At 63.0% G+C, this 14,874-nt stretch carries 16 protein-coding genes; 7 read left to right on the top strand and 9 right to left on the bottom strand.

The genetic code is table 11. The features are described 5' to 3' along the window. Together HP499_RS11565 and gluQRS are read right to left on the bottom strand one after the other, a co-directional pair. Positions 1 to 701: serine hydrolase domain-containing protein (locus HP499_RS11565; RefSeq protein ID WP_172324208.1), on the bottom strand; the 701-nt coding region annotated here is incomplete at its 3' end. A gap of 25 nt (positions 702 to 726) precedes the next feature. Then, positions 727 to 1,614 carry a tRNA glutamyl-Q(34) synthetase GluQRS gene (gluQRS, locus tag HP499_RS11560; RefSeq protein ID WP_172324207.1) on the bottom strand — a complete coding sequence of 296 codons (888 nt, stop codon included), beginning with the start codon at positions 1,612 to 1,614 and terminating at the stop codon, positions 727 to 729. Between the two features lie 354 nt (positions 1,615 to 1,968). On the opposite strand from gluQRS, the gene HP499_RS11555 reads away from it, so the two are divergent. Then, on the top strand, positions 1,969 to 2,427 hold the full coding sequence (locus HP499_RS11555; protein ID WP_024818488.1) for an Lrp/AsnC family transcriptional regulator: 459 nt from the start codon (positions 1,969 to 1,971) through the stop codon (positions 2,425 to 2,427). A 3-nt stretch (positions 2,428 to 2,430) separates the two neighbouring features. On the opposite strand, the gene HP499_RS11550 is transcribed toward HP499_RS11555, so the two are convergent. Continuing rightward, on the bottom strand, positions 2,431 to 2,886 hold the full coding sequence (locus HP499_RS11550; protein WP_091463568.1) for an Lrp/AsnC family transcriptional regulator: 456 nt from the start codon (positions 2,884 to 2,886) through the stop codon (positions 2,431 to 2,433). A gap of 103 nt (positions 2,887 to 2,989) precedes the next feature. Here HP499_RS11550 and HP499_RS11545 point away from each other — a divergent pair, with 103 nt between their 5' ends. Then, the gene (locus HP499_RS11545) at positions 2,990 to 3,646 is read left to right on the top strand and encodes a LysE family transporter (protein WP_172324206.1); all 657 of its coding nucleotides are present in this window, start codon (positions 2,990 to 2,992) and stop codon (positions 3,644 to 3,646) included. A 42-nt stretch (positions 3,647 to 3,688) separates the two neighbouring features. Here the strand turns inward: HP499_RS11545 and HP499_RS11540 are convergent, their stop codons facing one another. The 3 genes from HP499_RS11540 to HP499_RS11530 form a co-directional block, all read right to left on the bottom strand. Beyond that, positions 3,689 to 4,156: an SRPBCC family protein gene (locus HP499_RS11540; RefSeq protein WP_172324205.1), complete on the bottom strand. Its 468-nt coding sequence runs from the start codon at positions 4,154 to 4,156 to the stop codon at positions 3,689 to 3,691. Further along, on the bottom strand, positions 4,153 to 4,548 hold the full coding sequence (locus HP499_RS11535) for a helix-turn-helix transcriptional regulator (protein ID WP_172324204.1): 396 nt from the start codon (positions 4,546 to 4,548) through the stop codon (positions 4,153 to 4,155). The genes HP499_RS11540 and HP499_RS11535 overlap by 4 nt, the downstream gene beginning before the upstream one ends. Positions 4,549 to 4,656: 108 nt before the next feature. After that, a complete protein-coding gene (locus tag HP499_RS11530; protein WP_172324203.1) occupies positions 4,657 to 5,628 on the bottom strand; it encodes a hypothetical protein in 972 nt (323 codons plus the stop codon). Positions 5,629 to 5,782: 154 nt separating this feature from the next. Here HP499_RS11530 and HP499_RS11525 point away from each other — a divergent pair, with 154 nt between their 5' ends. Next, a complete protein-coding gene (locus HP499_RS11525) occupies positions 5,783 to 6,262 on the top strand; it encodes a DUF4383 domain-containing protein (RefSeq protein ID WP_172324202.1) in 480 nt (159 codons plus the stop codon). Between the two features lie 100 nt (positions 6,263 to 6,362). On the opposite strand, the gene HP499_RS11520 is transcribed toward HP499_RS11525, so the two are convergent. The 3 genes from HP499_RS11520 to HP499_RS11510 all read right to left on the bottom strand — a co-directional run bounded on the left by HP499_RS11520 (position 6,363) and on the right by HP499_RS11510 (position 9,800). Then, positions 6,363 to 7,178, bottom strand: coding sequence for an IclR family transcriptional regulator (locus tag HP499_RS11520; protein ID WP_172324201.1), 816 nt, complete (start codon positions 7,176 to 7,178; stop codon positions 6,363 to 6,365). 92 nt (positions 7,179 to 7,270) lie between these two features. Beyond that, entirely contained in the window at positions 7,271 to 8,527 is a 1,257-nt protein-coding gene (locus HP499_RS11515) for an aminopeptidase P family protein (protein ID WP_172324200.1), read from the bottom strand. 601 nt (positions 8,528 to 9,128) lie between these two features. After that, positions 9,129 to 9,800 carry a GntR family transcriptional regulator gene (locus HP499_RS11510; protein WP_172324199.1) on the bottom strand — a complete coding sequence of 224 codons (672 nt, stop codon included), beginning with the start codon at positions 9,798 to 9,800 and terminating at the stop codon, positions 9,129 to 9,131. A 150-nt stretch (positions 9,801 to 9,950) separates the two neighbouring features. Here HP499_RS11510 and glyA point away from each other — a divergent pair, with 150 nt between their 5' ends. The 4 genes from glyA to HP499_RS11490 form a co-directional block, all read left to right on the top strand. Further along, positions 9,951 to 11,351 (top strand): serine hydroxymethyltransferase, encoded by a 1,401-nt coding sequence (glyA, locus tag HP499_RS11505; RefSeq protein ID WP_253951535.1) that lies wholly within the window; start codon positions 9,951 to 9,953, stop codon positions 11,349 to 11,351. Next, entirely contained in the window at positions 11,348 to 12,568 is a 1,221-nt protein-coding gene (locus HP499_RS11500) for a sarcosine oxidase subunit beta family protein (protein ID WP_172324198.1), read from the top strand. Before glyA ends, HP499_RS11500 begins: the two co-directional genes overlap by 4 nt. A gap of 22 nt (positions 12,569 to 12,590) precedes the next feature. Beyond that, positions 12,591 to 12,935, top strand: coding sequence for a sarcosine oxidase subunit delta (locus tag HP499_RS11495; RefSeq protein ID WP_172324197.1), 345 nt, complete (start codon positions 12,591 to 12,593; stop codon positions 12,933 to 12,935). A gap of 2 nt (positions 12,936 to 12,937) precedes the next feature. Further along, on the top strand, positions 12,938 to 14,874 hold a 1,937-nt coding region (locus HP499_RS11490; protein WP_172324196.1), incomplete at its 3' end, for a 2Fe-2S iron-sulfur cluster-binding protein.

Below are 14,874 nucleotides of genomic sequence, written 5' to 3'. Positions count from 1 at the left end.
ATGTTGGGCAAGTCCAGGATGTCGCCCACGGCCGCATTGGCAGCCAGCCCAAAATGGCTGGCGGGATCCACCCACGGCCAGGAGGGATCCGCTGCCCAGCGGAAGGGTGCGAAGCGGTCTTCTTCGGCTTCGGGCAGGCCCAGGTAAAAGTGGGCGCCGGTTACTGCACGGATGCGTTGCTCGAAGACATCCTGCAGCGTGGAACCGGTGATGCGTCGGCAGAGCTCTTCCATGAAGATGCCTATGGTCAGTGCGTGATATCCAAAAGCCGAGCCAGGTTTCCACAAGGGCGGCAGCTCGGCGAGTTTGGCCGCTGCAAGCCCGGAGTTGTTGACCTCGTTCAAGGTCAGGCCGCCTTCCACCCCCAGGAGCCCCGCCTGGTGCGATAAAAGCTGCGCCACGGTGATGGAGGATTTGCCCTCGACACCAAACTCCGGCCAATATTTGACCACCTCTGCGTCAAGATCCAGGGTGCCGTCTTGAACCAGCAACGCCATCACCAGGCCAGCCATGCCTTTGGAGCATGAGAAGACGCCGGTCACGGAGTCCGGCCGGATGTGCGGGCCCCCGCTAAGATCCAGAACCTTGACGCCACGATGGTAGGCCGCCACCTGCGCAGAATAGTCAGGATCCTGGGCGAGGAAACTACCGAAGAGCTCGGCGACGGGCTCGAAACCTGGGGCGATCAGCTGTGAATGCATCCAGCCAGCCTACGCGGTGGCTGGTTCAGGACCGAGGAGTTTTCCACACCCACGGCTCCGTGGGAAGGGTCCCGGGGTGGAAGTGCGGCAGCGCGTTATCCAAGGTTCCGGCCGGGAGTCCAAGCGACTCAAGGATCAGGTCACGCACACGTTCTGCAGGAATTCCGACGGCGGCGAGGTCGGCCAGCGTGACGGCACCGTCGCGCTTTGCCAGCCTGACGCCGTCGTGGTTCACCACCAAGGGAACATGGGCGTATTCCGGCAAAGGCAGCCCCAACAGCGTTGCCAAATAGGCCTGCCTGGGGGTGGACGGGAGGAGGTCGTCGCCGCGCACCACCTGATCAATTCCCTGGGCGGCATCGTCCACCACTACTGCCAGGTTGTAGGCGGTGACGCCGTCGTTGCGGCGCAGCACAAGGTCGTCCACCACACCCACGTAATCGCCGCGCAACTGGTCCTCAACAGCCCACTCGGAGACGTCGGTCCGCAGCCGGATGGAGGCGGGACGCGTCGCACGCCGGATCTCGCGTTCAGCGTGGGAAAGCCGTCGGCATGTCCCCGGATAGGCGCCCTGCGGGGCATGAGGCGCGGAAGGGGCCTCCTGTATCTCCCGTCGCGTGCAGAAGCATTCATAGGTGCGGCCTTCAGCCGTCAGGCGGGCAATCGCTTGGTCATATAGTTCCGCACGCTCGGTCTGGCGCACGACGGCGGCGTCCCACCTGACGCCGACGGCCTGCAGATCGCGGAGCTGCTCCGCCTCAGCGCCGGAACGGGCGCGGTCCAGATCCTCGACCCTCAGCAGGAAGTCACGGCCGCTGGACTTCGCGAACAGCCACGCAAGAATGGCGGTTCGAAGATTGCCGATGTGCAATTCGCCGGAGGGGCTCGGGGCGAAACGGCCGGCAGAGGTCATGGTTCAAGCCTATGTGCCGGCGGCGGCAAACATCTCCGGAGAACACAAGAGCCCCTCAGCTACCGCAACGATCCGGTAGCTCAGGGGCTCTTGCTGTGGCGCCCGGATGAACGGGCGGGTGCGGAATGACAATGCTGTGAACAAGAGTCAATCAGCGGCTGCTTCCTTGCGGGAAACCTGTGCAGGGCTCCGGGTGGTGTTCCGGCTTCCTGTTGCCTGCGGGTTTTGGCGGTAGCCTCATCCTGCTTCGTTGTCACCATTTCAGCAGGAGGCATACAGTTGGTGCAACGGACGTGATAATAGTTGGTCGATCTGACCAGTCTCGTGCGAAAACCTCGACAGGAAGTGGTCACTTTGCAGGAACTCGATGCCACGGACCGGCGAATTCTGGCCGCCCTTGATGAAGATCCCCGCGTGCCCATCATGGTGCTGGCCCAAAAGCTGCACCTTGCACGCGGAACAGTTCAATCGCGCCTGGAGAGAATGACGGCGTCCGGTGCGCTCCGTCCCAACAGCAGCCGCGTCCTGCCCTCAGCCCTGGGACGCGGCGTGGCTGCCGCCGTCAGTGCCGAACTCGATCAGAGCCACTTGAACGAGGCCATCGCCGCCCTCCGGGAGATCCCTGAAGTCCTCGAATGCCATGCCCCCGCCGGTGATACCGACCTCATCATCAGGGTGGTGGCCAAAAGCCCGGACGATCTCTACCGGGTCTCCGAAGAGATCCGGCTGTGCCCGGGAATCGTCCGCACGTCCACCAGCATGTTCCTCCGCGAAGTCATTCCTTACCGGACAACGGGCCTGCTGGCGGAGTAGGCCCTAGACGGGTGGGCCGATGTTGGTCTTCAGGTTTTTCATTACCAGCGTGGATGTCAGGCGTTCCACCGCAGGAAGTGCCGCGAGTTCGTCGTCGTAGAAGCGCTGGTAGGCAGGCAGGTCCGCGGCGATGACCTTCAGCAGGTAGTCGGGAGAGCCGAACAGCCGCTGGGCCTCCACGATGTTGGGACTGGCTGTTACCCGCTCCTCAAACTCCGCCATGATGGTGCGCTCCACCTGCTTGAGCGTGACAAACACTATGGCCTCGAAGCCGAGCCCCACCGCGGCGGGATCGATGTCAGCCCTGTAGCCGCGGATCACTCCGGACGACTCCAGATCGCGGAGCCGCCGATGACATGGAGCCACCGTCAACCCCACCTTCGAAGCAAGCGCAGTGGCAGTCATCCGGCCGTCCTCTTTGAGGTGGCGCAAAATAGTTCTATCAATCCCGTCAATCACGCAAATATCTTACCCAAAAGGCCATCGGCTGGGCTAAAAACGGGAACACTTATGGCGCAGATTTCCCTAGAGTTTTCCTACCACCTAGCCCTGGAGAGAAAACGTGAACCCGCAGCTGTTCCTGGCCTTCATGGTCGTCGCCGTCAGCCTGGCCTGCACGCCCGGCGTCGACTGGGCGTACTCGATTTCGGCCGGCCTGCGGCAACGCAGCTTCGTCCCCGCAGTGGCAGGTCTTTGCAGTGGCTATGTCATTCACACTTTGCTGATGGTGGCAGGATTGGCAGCCCTCCTGGCCGGCGTTCCAGGGCTCCTGGGATGGCTGACCATAGCGGGAGCTGCCTACCTGCTGTGGCTCGGCGTCGCGACCCTCCGCTCGTGGCGAGGCGCGAGCTTTAGTGCGGAAGGCGGCGTCGTGCAGTCCGGAAACCAGCTCCGTACGTTCCTTCAGGGGATGGGCACCAGCGGCATCAACCCAAAGGGGCTGCTTTTCTTCGTTGCACTGGTGCCGCAGTTTGTCAGCCCCGAGGCAGCACTGCCCGTGCCGATCCAGTCGGGCTTGCTGGGCCTGACGTTCGTGATCCTCGCCGGCGTGATCTACACGGCCGTGGCATTGACCTCCAGGAAGCTGCTGGCTTCCCGGCCGGGCGCCGCGCGTGTTGTGACCTTGGTCAGCGGAATCATCATGATCGGGCTGGGGACAGTGTTGCTGTCGGAACAGCTTCTCCCCCTGCTGCCTCAGATTCTGGCGGCCGGCCACTAGGCGGCTACGCGCTCAGCAGCTAGGCGGCAGGGCGTCAGGCAGCTACGCGCTCAGCAGCTCGTCAAGGCGCTCGTATCCTTCGATCACGCCGTAGTCCATCCCGGTCGCCAGGGCCATGTCGCGTGCTTCAACCGAGGGGTAGACCTCGTGCGCCGACATCCGGGTCCGCCCATCGATCTCCTCGAAGGTTGTGGTGCTGATGACCACTTGGTTGGACGCGCCCTCGAACTCGATGGTCTGGATGATCAAGGCATCCGGCTCAACCGTGTGGAAGACCCCGCGGAAGCCGTACATTCCGTTGTCGTCGCCGCTTTCATAGCGCCAGCTGCCGCCTGTGGTTGCGTTGTACTCGGTGATTTTCGTCTGCGTGCTACGCGGGCCCAGCCACTTGGCCAAGAGGTCCGGGTCTACGTGGGCTTTGAAGACGGCACTGACCGGGGCATCGAATTCGCGGACTGTGTCAACGAACGGGACGCCACTATCAGCGGTGATTGTTGTTGGGTTGCTCATCTCAGTTCCTCTTTCTTCTTTGCTGTGTTCTCTTGTTCCGGGTTCTCTTGTTCCGGGTGGGAGGCGGCGGCATTTTGCGAAGCGCCCAGCAGCTCGTCCAACTGCCGGAAACGGGACTCGGCCAGCAGCCGATACTGGTCGATCCAAGCCGTCAGCCGCTCCAAAGCTGCCGCATCCAAGTGGACCGGCCTGCGCTGTGCGTCGCGCGAGCGGGTGACCAATCCTGCATGCTCCAGGACCTGTATGTGTTTGGAAACCGCCTGCTTGGTGATGGCGAATGGCTCCGCGAGCTCGTTGACGGTGGCGTCCCCTCGGGAGAGCCGGGCCACCATGGCCCGCCTCACCGGATCAGCCAAGGCCATGAAGGCCCTGTCGAGAGCATCTTGTTCCATTCCGTATTGCACCCTTCTCATCACCCAACGGTTAATCAACCTTTCGGTTGATCAACCGTTTGGTTGATTAAGACGCTACGCCTGTCCCGCTTAACGCACAAGGGTGTTTTATTCGCCGCCCAACTGCCTGAAGTCGTTCTCCCACAGGCGACGCATCTCCGCGTCCTTGCGGATAACTTCCAAGGTCTCCAGCTCTGCCGGCGGAGCAGGACGCTTGGACCGCGGAGTCAGGGTACGGCGTCCTTGATCCAGTGCCAGGAGTGCCCGGTCAGTCAAGGCGTCGTTCTTTAGCGCCAGATTGGTCTTCCGACGACGCAGGACCTCCTTCAAAGCCACCTGCGCGGACTCGAAGTCGCCCCTGGCCCGCTGCGACCGCGCGCGGATCAACAACAGCGCCGCCGAGAGGTCGTCGGTATTCAACAGGCCTTCGGTCCAGAGCACCACGTCGCGGTGGCGTTCCAACGAATACGCCGCCGTGCAGCGCGCCAACGCAGAAGGCAACGACGGCGGCAAAGTCACCACCGCTTCCAAGGCGGCCTCGGTCATCCCCATTTCCCGGAGGCAATGGGCCAGCGCCAGGAACACTGATTCCTCGCTGAAAAGGACTGGAACCTCCACGCGCTCGGCCACCTCGACTTTGGTGACCACCTGCCCCAGGTACGTGGCCGAGAACAGGCTGGCGTCGTCGTCGATCCTTGTTGTTAAACCGCGCTGCAGCAACTCCGAAGCCCTCAAGAAACCGCCGTGCTTGTACGCGAGCAGTCCCGCCATCACGTGGCATAAGCCCGCCCATCCCGGATTCATGCGGCCGAAAGCTAGGAGCCGATCCGGTTCCGTGGACGTGAACACGGCGTCGTGCATTGCCTTGGCCGTTTTGGAGGACAACATCCTCAGCCGCGGGATGTTACCCACCACGGATAACCTCGCATGGTCACGGCCGCTGAGGACGCCGGACAGGACATCGTTGACGCCGTCGGCCAAGCCACGGACCGGGGTGCGGACGTAGCCCTCGCGGAAAGGCGTGAGATCGCGGGTGTCGTGGAATATCGTGTGCACACGTCCGTTGGGAGCTTGGCTCATAAATCCATGCTAACCGCCGCTGAACAGGCCCTATCCCCTGCTATCGGAGGCGTTTGAGGAGTATTATGGCGGCGTCGGCAAGGTTTTGCGACACCCCTTGCCGCACGCGGCTCTCCATGAGAAGAGCCGGCAACCGCGTGAAAAGGGAGGACTGATGACCACCGCTTCGCACCCCGCCGAACACCACCACATGATGGGGTTGACGCTTCGCAACACCGCCATGGGCGTTGGCATTGTATTTCTGCTGGTAGGCATCCTGGGCTTCATCCCGGGAATCACCACCAATTTCGGCGCCATGACCTTTGCGGGACATGAATCCGGCGCCATGCTGCTTGGAATCTTCCAAGTGTCCGTACTCCACAACATCGTTCACCTGCTGTTTGGCGTGGCCGGCTTGGCCATGGCAAGGAACGCACGCATGGCCCGCATGTTCCTCCTGGGCGGCGGCGCCGTGTACATCGTTCTTTGGATCTATGGCCTGGTCATCAACCAGGGAACAGCTGCCAACTTTGTCCCGTTCAACACGGCCGACAACTGGCTGCACCTGATCCTCGGCATTGTCATGATCGGGCTTGGCGCCTGGCTGGGCAGGGATGCCATGGACGAGCCACGGACGGCCCGAAGGAACATGTAACCTTCACGTACGTCATGTGAACAACGACGGCGGCCACCCCCTTTCGCGGGACGGTCGCCGTTTTTTGTGCCTAATAAGCGCTCGACGGCGGGTACCCGGCTTAGCGCGGGGCGCGCCCACCCAGCCTCGTTGTGACCTTTGCTGCTGCTGCTGAACAGGCTTCACCGAGGCTGTCCAAGGTGTCCTGGGAAACCCGGAACTTGGGAGCCGGAATCAGGACCGAGGCCACAATGTCGCCACGATGGTCATAAACGGGTGATGCCACTCCGACTTCTTCAATGGAAGTCTCCCCAAAGTTAACTGCCCAGCCGCGCTCCACGGATTCCTCAACCCTCGCCAGGTACGCCTCAATGGCATCCCCGTCCAGGCCGGGAAGGGTGATCGACCCGCTGCGCAGGAGCTGCCGCACACGATCCTTGTCCTCCGCGCCGAGGAACACCTGCACCGACGAGCTCAGGGCCTCGTTGTAGCGGGCACCCAACGGAGCAAGGTGTTTGACCTGATGGCGGCTGGGGATCTGTTCCACGCACATCGACTCGTTGCCATTCCACACCATGAGGGCGCTCGTCTCCCCCGTGCGTTCTGTCAGTTCGCGCAGCACGGGGTAGGCCACGCGGCGCTCTTCGAGTTCCGCCAGGAGGGGGCCTGCCATGGCGATCATCCCCAGCCCCAAGCGGAACCTGCGCGAATCGACGTCGCGCTCTACCAGGTTTTCCTGTTCCAGCGTCGCCAGGATGCGCGAAACGGTGCTCTTGTGCAGGCCAATACGGCCGGCGATTTCGGTGACTCCCAGGAGCGGTTCGTCGGCGGTGAAGCTCCTCAGCACCGCGATGGCGTTGACGATTACGGAGGTGTTTTTGCTGTCACCAGTGCTGTTGCTGTTCTCAGGAGTGTCGCTGGATTCAGTGGGAGTCATGGGTTCACTATATTTCGCTGGAGATATTCCGACGGCGGCCGCCCCACCGGGTTCGGCCGGTGGACACCACGCTGTGTCCACCGGCCGGGTCATTAGGCTCCGATGATGTTGTACTCGGGACCGAACGGGAACTTGGTGATGTTCTCCGCACCGCCCTCGCCCACCACCAGGATGTCGTGCTCACGGTAGCCGCCGGCACCCGGCTGGCCGTCGAGCACCGTGATCATTGGTTCCATGGACACCACCATGCCGGGCTCAAGAACGGTGTCGATGTCCTCGCGCAGTTCCAGGCCTGCTTCGCGTCCGTAGTAGTGGCTCAGCACACCGAACGAGTGACCGTAACCGAAGGTGCGGTTGGCCAGGAGCCCGTGGCTGACGTAGATCTCGTTGAGCTCTGCGGCGATGTCCTTGCAGACGGCACCGGGCTTGATCAGCTCAAGGCCGCGCTTATGTACCTCCACGTTGATGTTCCACAGCTCCAGGGAACGGGCGTCCGGTTCGCCGTAGAACAGGGTCCGTTCCAATGCGGTGTAGTAGCCGCTGGTCATGGGGAAGCAGTTGAGGGACAGGATGTCGTGTTCCTGGATCTTCCGGGTGGTGGCCCAGTTGTGTGCACCGTCAGTGTTGATGCCGGACTGGAACCATACCCAGGTATCGCGGATTTCCGAGTCCGGGAATGTGCGTGCGATCTCGTGGACCATGGCTTCGGTGCCGATCAACGCGACCTCGTACTCGGTGATGCCGGCTGTGATGGCGTTGCGGATGGCCTCGCCGCCGAGGTCGCCAATGCGGGCGCCGTGCTTGATGACCGCGATTTCCTCGTCCGACTTGATCATGCGCTGACGCATCGCAGCCTGCGCCACATCCACCAACGTTGCTCCGGAGAAGGCGGCTTGGATCTTGTTGCGGTTGTCCAAAGGCAGCGAGTCATCTTCGACGCCGATGCGGCGCGGGTTGATCCCGCGGGTGCGCAGGACTTCCTGGATGGCGTGGATGTAGTTGTCCCGGCGCCAGTCCGTGTACACCAGGTTCTCGCCGTAGCTGCGGCGCCAAGGCATCCCGGCGTCGATGTTTGCCGTAATGGTGACCGTGTCGTCCTTGGTGACCACCATGCCGTAGGAGCGGCCGAAGTAGGTGAAGAGGAAGTCGGAGTAGTACTTGATGGAGTGGTAGCTGGTGAGGACCACGGCGTCGAGGTCCTTCTCGGCCATGATGCTGCGCAGGCCGCCGAGGCGGCGTTCAAACTCAGCGTCGGAGAAGGTCAGCGAGACTTTTTCGCCGTTGTTGAGGACTTTGGTGCGCTCGAGCTTGGCCACATCGTTGACGGCCTCGTTCTGAGTGATGGTCATGGTGGTTCCTTTCAATGGGTGGGAAACTATGGCGGCCGCTGGCGGTCATGACGATCAAGATGGCGGCCATGAACGGTGCGCTGCCATGGAGGATTCATGGTCAGGTGTCCAACAAGGTAAGAGTGGTTGCGCTCAACGCAACGCTGTTGCACCAGACTATGTGCGGGAGTGGTGGCGGTCAAGGGTAATCCTGAATGTGTTTTCCCTGCCCAGTGGTGTCCCTCGATAATTTCGGCGTTGATGGCATGTTGTTTCAGAGGAGACATAGTTGCATCAGACGCATCACTCCCGTACCGACGCTCTCCCACATCCCTAGCCCTTCAGCCCATCGCTATCCCACTTCTTGAAGAAAGCCGGCAACCGGACGGAAACTTCAGCGCGGATGCCATAGTTCGAGCCCGCGCACGGCAACACGCTCCCAGGCACCCGAAAGGTTTGGGCCTGGGCTCAAGCACGCGGGGTGTGGGAGGGGGGCGCGATCAAGCACGCGGGATGTGAGAGAGCAACGCGATCAACAACGCGGGATGTGAAAGAGCAACGCCCTCAAGCACGCGGGATGTGAAAGAGCGTCGCCCCCAAACACGCGGGATGTGAGAGACGGTTAGAGGACCTTGCGGATGGTTTCTTCGAAGCTGACTACGTGGTGCAGGGCGAGTTCGGCGGCGCGGTCTTCGTCGCCGTCGGCAATGGCGGTGAGGAGGTCGGCGTGTTCGGAGATGTGGCCGGAGACGGAGGGCATCTTCTCGAGCATGTGACACCAGATGCGGGTGGCGAGGTTGTCGTACCGGATCAGGACGTCCTCGAGGTGTGCGTTGGCCGAGGCCTTGTAGATGAGCCGGTGCACCTGGATGTCGTAGCGCATGAGTTCCTGCGAGGAATTGTCCTGGCCGTCAAGATCACGAATGGCAGCGGCGACGGCTCGGAGCTCGGAGCGCATGGCGGGGCTGGCCATGCGGGCAGCCTTCCTGGAGGCAAGGGGTTCCAGTAGCTCGCGGATCTCGGAGACTTCCGCCAACTGGGTGATGTCCACTCCGGTGGCGAACGTGCCGCGCCGCGGATATGAGACCACAAGGTGGTCGCTTTCGAGTCGCTTGATGGCTTCACGGACAGGAGTGCGCCCGATGCCCAATTCGGCGGCAATTTGGCCGTCGTTGATGGGATCGCCGGGTTTGACGTCCAGCATGATGAGCCTGTCGCGCAGCAGCAGATAGGCGTTCTCCGCCAGGGACGTACCCTGCGGAACTGATTCCAGTGCTTCCAATGCGGCGCTCATTGCTCTCTCCCGTCGTCGTACCCCTGCCTGCTGGATGAGTTACCGCAGACCCGTTGACGACCATGTGACCTTCAACATACTATGGCAATAGTTCTAATATATCAGTTGCCTAACAGTCGGCCACTAGACAAGCCTTTGAAGGAGAACACCATGGTTGAACCGCTGATCCGCCCCCTTGCACAGGCGGACCCGGAGGTCGATCAGGCGATCGCCCAGGAACTCATCCGCCAGCAATCCACGCTGGAAATGATCGCCTCTGAGAACTTCGCACCAACGGCCGTCATGGAAGCCCAGGGCTCGGTGCTGACCAACAAGTACGCCGAGGGCTACCCCGGCAAGCGCTACTACGGGGGCTGCGAACACGTTGATGTGATCGAACAGCTCGCCATCGACCGCTTGAAAGCCCTGTTCGGCGCGGAGTTCGCCAACGTCCAGCCCCACTCCGGCGCCCAGGCCAACGCCTCGGCCATGCATGCGCTCATCACCCCGGGCGACACCATCATGGGCCTGAACCTCGCCCATGGCGGTCACCTGACCCACGGCATGCGCATCAACTTCTCCGGCAAGTTGTACAAGGTTGTTCCTTACGGAGTCCGCGAGGACACCCACACCGTAGACATGGCTGAAGTTGAGCGCCTGGCCCTTGAGAGCAAGCCCCAACTGATCGTCGCCGGCTGGTCGGCCTACTCCCGCCAGCTGGACTTCGCCGAATTCCGCCGGATCGCGGACCTGGTGGGCGCCTACCTCATGGTGGACATGGCCCACTTCGCGGGTCTCGTTGCTGCAGGGCTGCACCCGTCGCCTGTCCCGCACGCGCACATTGTCACCAGCACTACGCACAAAACCCTTGGCGGGCCCCGCGGCGGCGTCATCCTCACTAACGACGCCGACATCGCCAAGAAGGTTAACTCCGCCGTCTTCCCCGGCCAGCAGGGTGGTCCGCTGGAACACGTCATCGCCGCGAAGGCCGTGGCCTTCAAGATGGCAGCCGAACCGGAATTCCAGGAACGCCAGGTCCGCGTCCTGGAAGGATCCAAGATCCTGGCCCAGCGCCTCCTCCAGGACGACGTAGCCGCAGCCGGCATCTCCGTTGTCAGCGGCGGAACCGACGTCCACCTGGTGCTGGCCGACCTCCGCCACTCGGTCCTTAACGGCCAACAGGCAGAAGATACCCTTCACCGGATCGGCATCACGGTCAACCGCAACGCCGTCCCCTTCGACCCCCGCCCGCCCATGGTTTCCTCCGGCCTGCGCATCGGCACTCCCGCTCTCGCCGCCCGCGGCTTCGGCGCCGAAGACTTCACCGAGGTCTCGGACATCATTGCGACGGCGTTGATCGCCGCAGCGAACAGCGGCACCAAAGAGGGCGGCAGCGAAGCAGGCACCGAAGCAAGCACCAGCGAAGCCGACGTGACCCTGGACGAGACCACCGCCGTCGAGCTCCGCCGCCGCGTAACCGCCCTGGCGGAGAAGTTCCCGCTTTACCCCCACCTGAACAACAACGGCAATGGCGCCGTAACCGAAGCAGAACTGATTGGAGCAGCTCAGTGAGTGCCGACCACCTCCCCGAACACCCGGACTTCCTCTGGCGTAACCCGGACCCGAAGAAAAGCTATGACGCCGTGATTGTGGGTGGTGGCGGGCATGGCCTGGCCACTGCGTACTTCCTGGCGAAAAACCACGGCATGACCAACATCGCCATCCTGGAAAAGGGTTGGCTGGCCGGTGGAAACATGGCCCGCAACACCACCATTATCCGTTCCAACTACCTCTGGGACGAGAGCGCCGCCATCTACGAACACGCACTCAAGCTCTGGGAGATCCTCCCGGAAGAGCTGGAGTACGACTTCCTGTTCAGCCAGCGCGGCGTGATGAACCTGGCCCACACCTTGGGCGATGTCCGTGAAAGCGTTCGCCGCGTGGGCGCCAACCGGCTCAACGGCGTGGATGCTGAGTGGCTGGATCCGCAGCAGGTCAAGGAACTGTGCCCCATCCTGAACATCAACGACAACATCCGCTACCCCGTCATGGGCGCCACGTACCAGCCGCGTGCAGGCATTGCCAAGCACGACCACGTGGCCTGGGCCTTCGCCCGCAAGTGCGATGAGCTCGGTGTGGACATCATCCAGAACTGCGAAGTCACCGGCTTCATCAAGGACGGCAACCGGGTCACCGGTGTCCAGACCACCCGCGGCACCATCAACACCGAAAAGGTGGGCCTCTGCGCCGCCGGCCACAGCTCGGTCCTGGCAGAAATGGCCGGCTTCCGCCTGCCGATCCAGAGCCACCCGCTCCAGGCACTGGTGTCCGAACTCCACGAGCCTGTCCACCCCACTGTGGTCATGTCCAACCACGTCCACGTCTATGTATCCCAGGCCCACAAGGGCGAACTGGTGATGGGTGCCGGCGTCGACTCTTACAACGGCTACGGCCAGCGCGGCTCGTTCCACGTGATTGAGGAGCAGATGGCAGCAGCCGTGGAGCTCTTCCCGATCTTCGCCCGGGCCCACGTGCTCCGGACTTGGGGCGGCATTGTGGACACCACCTTGGATGCCTCACCGATCGTGGGCCTGTCCCCGGTGGAGAACATGTTCGTCAACTGTGGTTGGGGAACGGGCGGCTTCAAGGGCACCCCGGCCGCGGGCCTGACCTTCGCGCACACCATTGCCACGGGCGCACCTCACAAGCTGAACAAGCCCTTTGCCCTGGAGCGCTTCGAGACCGGCGCCTTGATCGACGAACACGGCGCCGCAGCCGTAGCCCACTAGCCAGGACAGGACAGGAAAAGACATGCTCCTCATTTCATGCCCCAACTGCGGGCCACGCGACGAAACCGAATTCCACTACGGCGGCCAAGCACACGTTGCCTACCCCGAAAGCCCCAATGACCTCACGGACCGCGAATGGGCTGAATACCTGTTCTACCGGGAGAACACCAAGGGCACCTTCGCCGAGCGCTGGGTGCACAGCACCGGCTGCCGGCAGTGGTTCAACATGCTCCGCGACACCGTGAGCTACGAGATCCACTCCATTTACGGGATGGGCCAGGCCCGCCCGGACCTCGCCCCCGCCGCCCCAACCACCGGCGTCCCGATCTCCGGCTCCACAGCACCCACCTCCTCGGAAGGAGTCTAGAAGTGACCAGCAAGAACGCACGTCTCGCCACCGGCGGACGCATCGATCGCAGCATCTCCTGGCGCTTCACGGTGGGTGGCCGGGAATTCACCGGCCACCCGGGTGACACCATCGCTTCGGCGCTTCTGGCCAACGGCCACATCAACGCCGGCAACTCACTGTACGAGGACCGCCCCCGCGGCATCATGGCCGCCGGCGTGGAAGAGTCCAACGCCCTGGTCAAGATCGCTCCCCGTTTCCGCGGACACGTCGCCGAGTCCATGCTTCCCGCCACCGCAGTTTCCTTGGTGGATGGCATGAACATTGAGCTCCTCTCCGGACTTGGCAAGCTGGATCCCAACGAGGACAAGGCCGAGTACGACAAGAAGTACGTACACACCGATGTCCTGGTGGTCGGTGGAGGCATGGCCGGCCTGGCAGCAGCCCGCGAAGCTGTCCGTACCGGCGCCCGTGTCATCCTCATCGACGACCAGCCTGAACTCGGCGGCTCCCTGCTCTCCGGCTCAACCGCAGAAGGACTGGCCGAGCAGATCGAAGGCAAGCCAGCGCTGGAGTGGGTTGCCGACGTAGAAGCCGAGCTGGTTTCAGCCGGCGAATGCACGGTGCTGAACCGCACCACGGCTTTTGGCTCCTACGACTCCAACTACTTCATCGCAGCCCAAAACCGCACGGACCACCTGAGTGTTCCGGCAGCTTCGGGTGTTTCCCGCCAGCGTATTTGGCACATCCGTGCCAAGCAGGTTGTCCTGGCTCCCGGCGCCCATGAGCGTCCGCTGGTGTTCGAGAACAACGACCGCCCCGGCATCATGCTCGCCTCAGCGGCCCGCACTTACCTCAACCGCTACGCCGTGGCAGCCGGTTCGCGCGTGGTCGTCAGCACCACCAATGATTCCGCTTACGCCCTGGCTGCGGACTTGCAGGCAGCAGGCGTGGCGGTTGCCGCCGTCGTCGATGCCCGTCCGCAGATCAGCGCGAAGGCCGCCGCCGCCGTCGAGTCCGGTATCCGGGTCCTGATCGGCAGCGCTGTGGCTGACACGTCCGCGGATGAAAACGGCCGCCTGAATGGTGTGACCGTCCGCAGTATTAACGACGACGGCGAACTCACCTCGGGCGTCGAACAGCTGGCTGCCGATCTCCTGGCAGTTTCCGGTGGTTGGAGCCCTGTGGTCCACCTCCACAGCCAGCGCCAGGGCAAGCTGCGTTGGGATGACGAGCTCGCAGCGTTCATTCCCGCCGCTCCCGTCCGCAACCAACAGGTGGTGGGCGCAGGCCGTGGCAGCTTTGAACTCCAGGACTGCCTGGCAGAGGGCATCTCGGCTGGAGCAGCAGCGTCCATCGCCGCCGGCTTCGAGTCCGAAACCACTCCGGTGGAGCTTCAGGCACCGGCGGCAAGCGCTCCGAGCCGTCAGCTGTGGCTGGTTCCCGGCCAAACGGGTGAGCCCGGCGAATGGCACCACCACTTCGTGGACTTCCAGCGCGACCAGTCCGTAGCCGACGTCCTCCGCTCCACCGGGGCAGGCATGCGGTCCGTGGAACACGTCAAGCGGTACACCTCCATCAGCACGGCCAACGATCAGGGCAAGACCTCCGGCGTCAACGCAATCGGCGTGATCGCCGCAGCGCTGAAGTTCGGCGGAGCTGAGAACATTCCGGGCGTCGGCGAGATCGGAACCACGGCATACCGTGCACCGTTCACCCCCGTGGCCTTCGCAGCATTGGCAGGCCGCCAGCGCGGCGAACTGTTCGACCCCGCCCGCGTCACCTCGATCCACCCGTGGCACGTAGCACAGGGCGCATTGTTCGAAGATGTTGGGCAGTGGAAGCGCCCCTGGTACTACCCGCAGGCCGGGGAGGACATGGACACCGCCGTTCTGCGCGAATGCGCAGCGGTCCGTGACTCCGTGGGCTTCATGGACGCCACCACCCTGGGCAAGATCGA

The organism is Paenarthrobacter sp. CM16, assembly GCF_013179505.1.
Lineage (GTDB): Bacteria > Actinomycetota > Actinomycetes > Actinomycetales > Micrococcaceae > Arthrobacter.
This window is presented reverse-complemented; position numbering and strand designations above follow the sequence as displayed.

Bases quoted from the DNA above. Each gene is read 5' to 3' on its own strand.
- gluQRS (WP_172324207.1), bottom strand. From the start codon at position 1,614: ATGACCTCTGCCGGCCGTTTCGCCCCGAGCCCCTCCGGCGAATTGCAC.
- HP499_RS11540 (WP_172324205.1), bottom strand. From the start codon at position 4,156: ATGAGCAACCCAACAACAATCACCGCTGATAGTGGCGTCCCGTTCGTT.
- HP499_RS11535 (WP_172324204.1), bottom strand. From the start codon at position 4,548: ATGGAACAAGATGCTCTCGACAGGGCCTTCATGGCCTTGGCTGATCCG.
- HP499_RS11530 (WP_172324203.1), bottom strand. From the start codon at position 5,628: ATGAGCCAAGCTCCCAACGGACGTGTGCACACGATATTCCACGACACC.
- HP499_RS11525 (WP_172324202.1), top strand. From the start codon at position 5,783: ATGACCACCGCTTCGCACCCCGCCGAACACCACCACATGATGGGGTTG.
- HP499_RS11520 (WP_172324201.1), bottom strand. From the start codon at position 7,178: ATGACTCCCACTGAATCCAGCGACACTCCTGAGAACAGCAACAGCACT.
- HP499_RS11515 (WP_172324200.1), bottom strand. From the start codon at position 8,527: ATGACCATCACTCAGAACGAGGCCGTCAACGATGTGGCCAAGCTCGAG.
- HP499_RS11510 (WP_172324199.1), bottom strand. From the start codon at position 9,800: ATGAGCGCCGCATTGGAAGCACTGGAATCAGTTCCGCAGGGTACGTCC.
- glyA (WP_253951535.1), top strand. From the start codon at position 9,951: ATGGTTGAACCGCTGATCCGCCCCCTTGCACAGGCGGACCCGGAGGTC.
- HP499_RS11495 (WP_172324197.1), top strand. From the start codon at position 12,591: ATGCTCCTCATTTCATGCCCCAACTGCGGGCCACGCGACGAAACCGAA.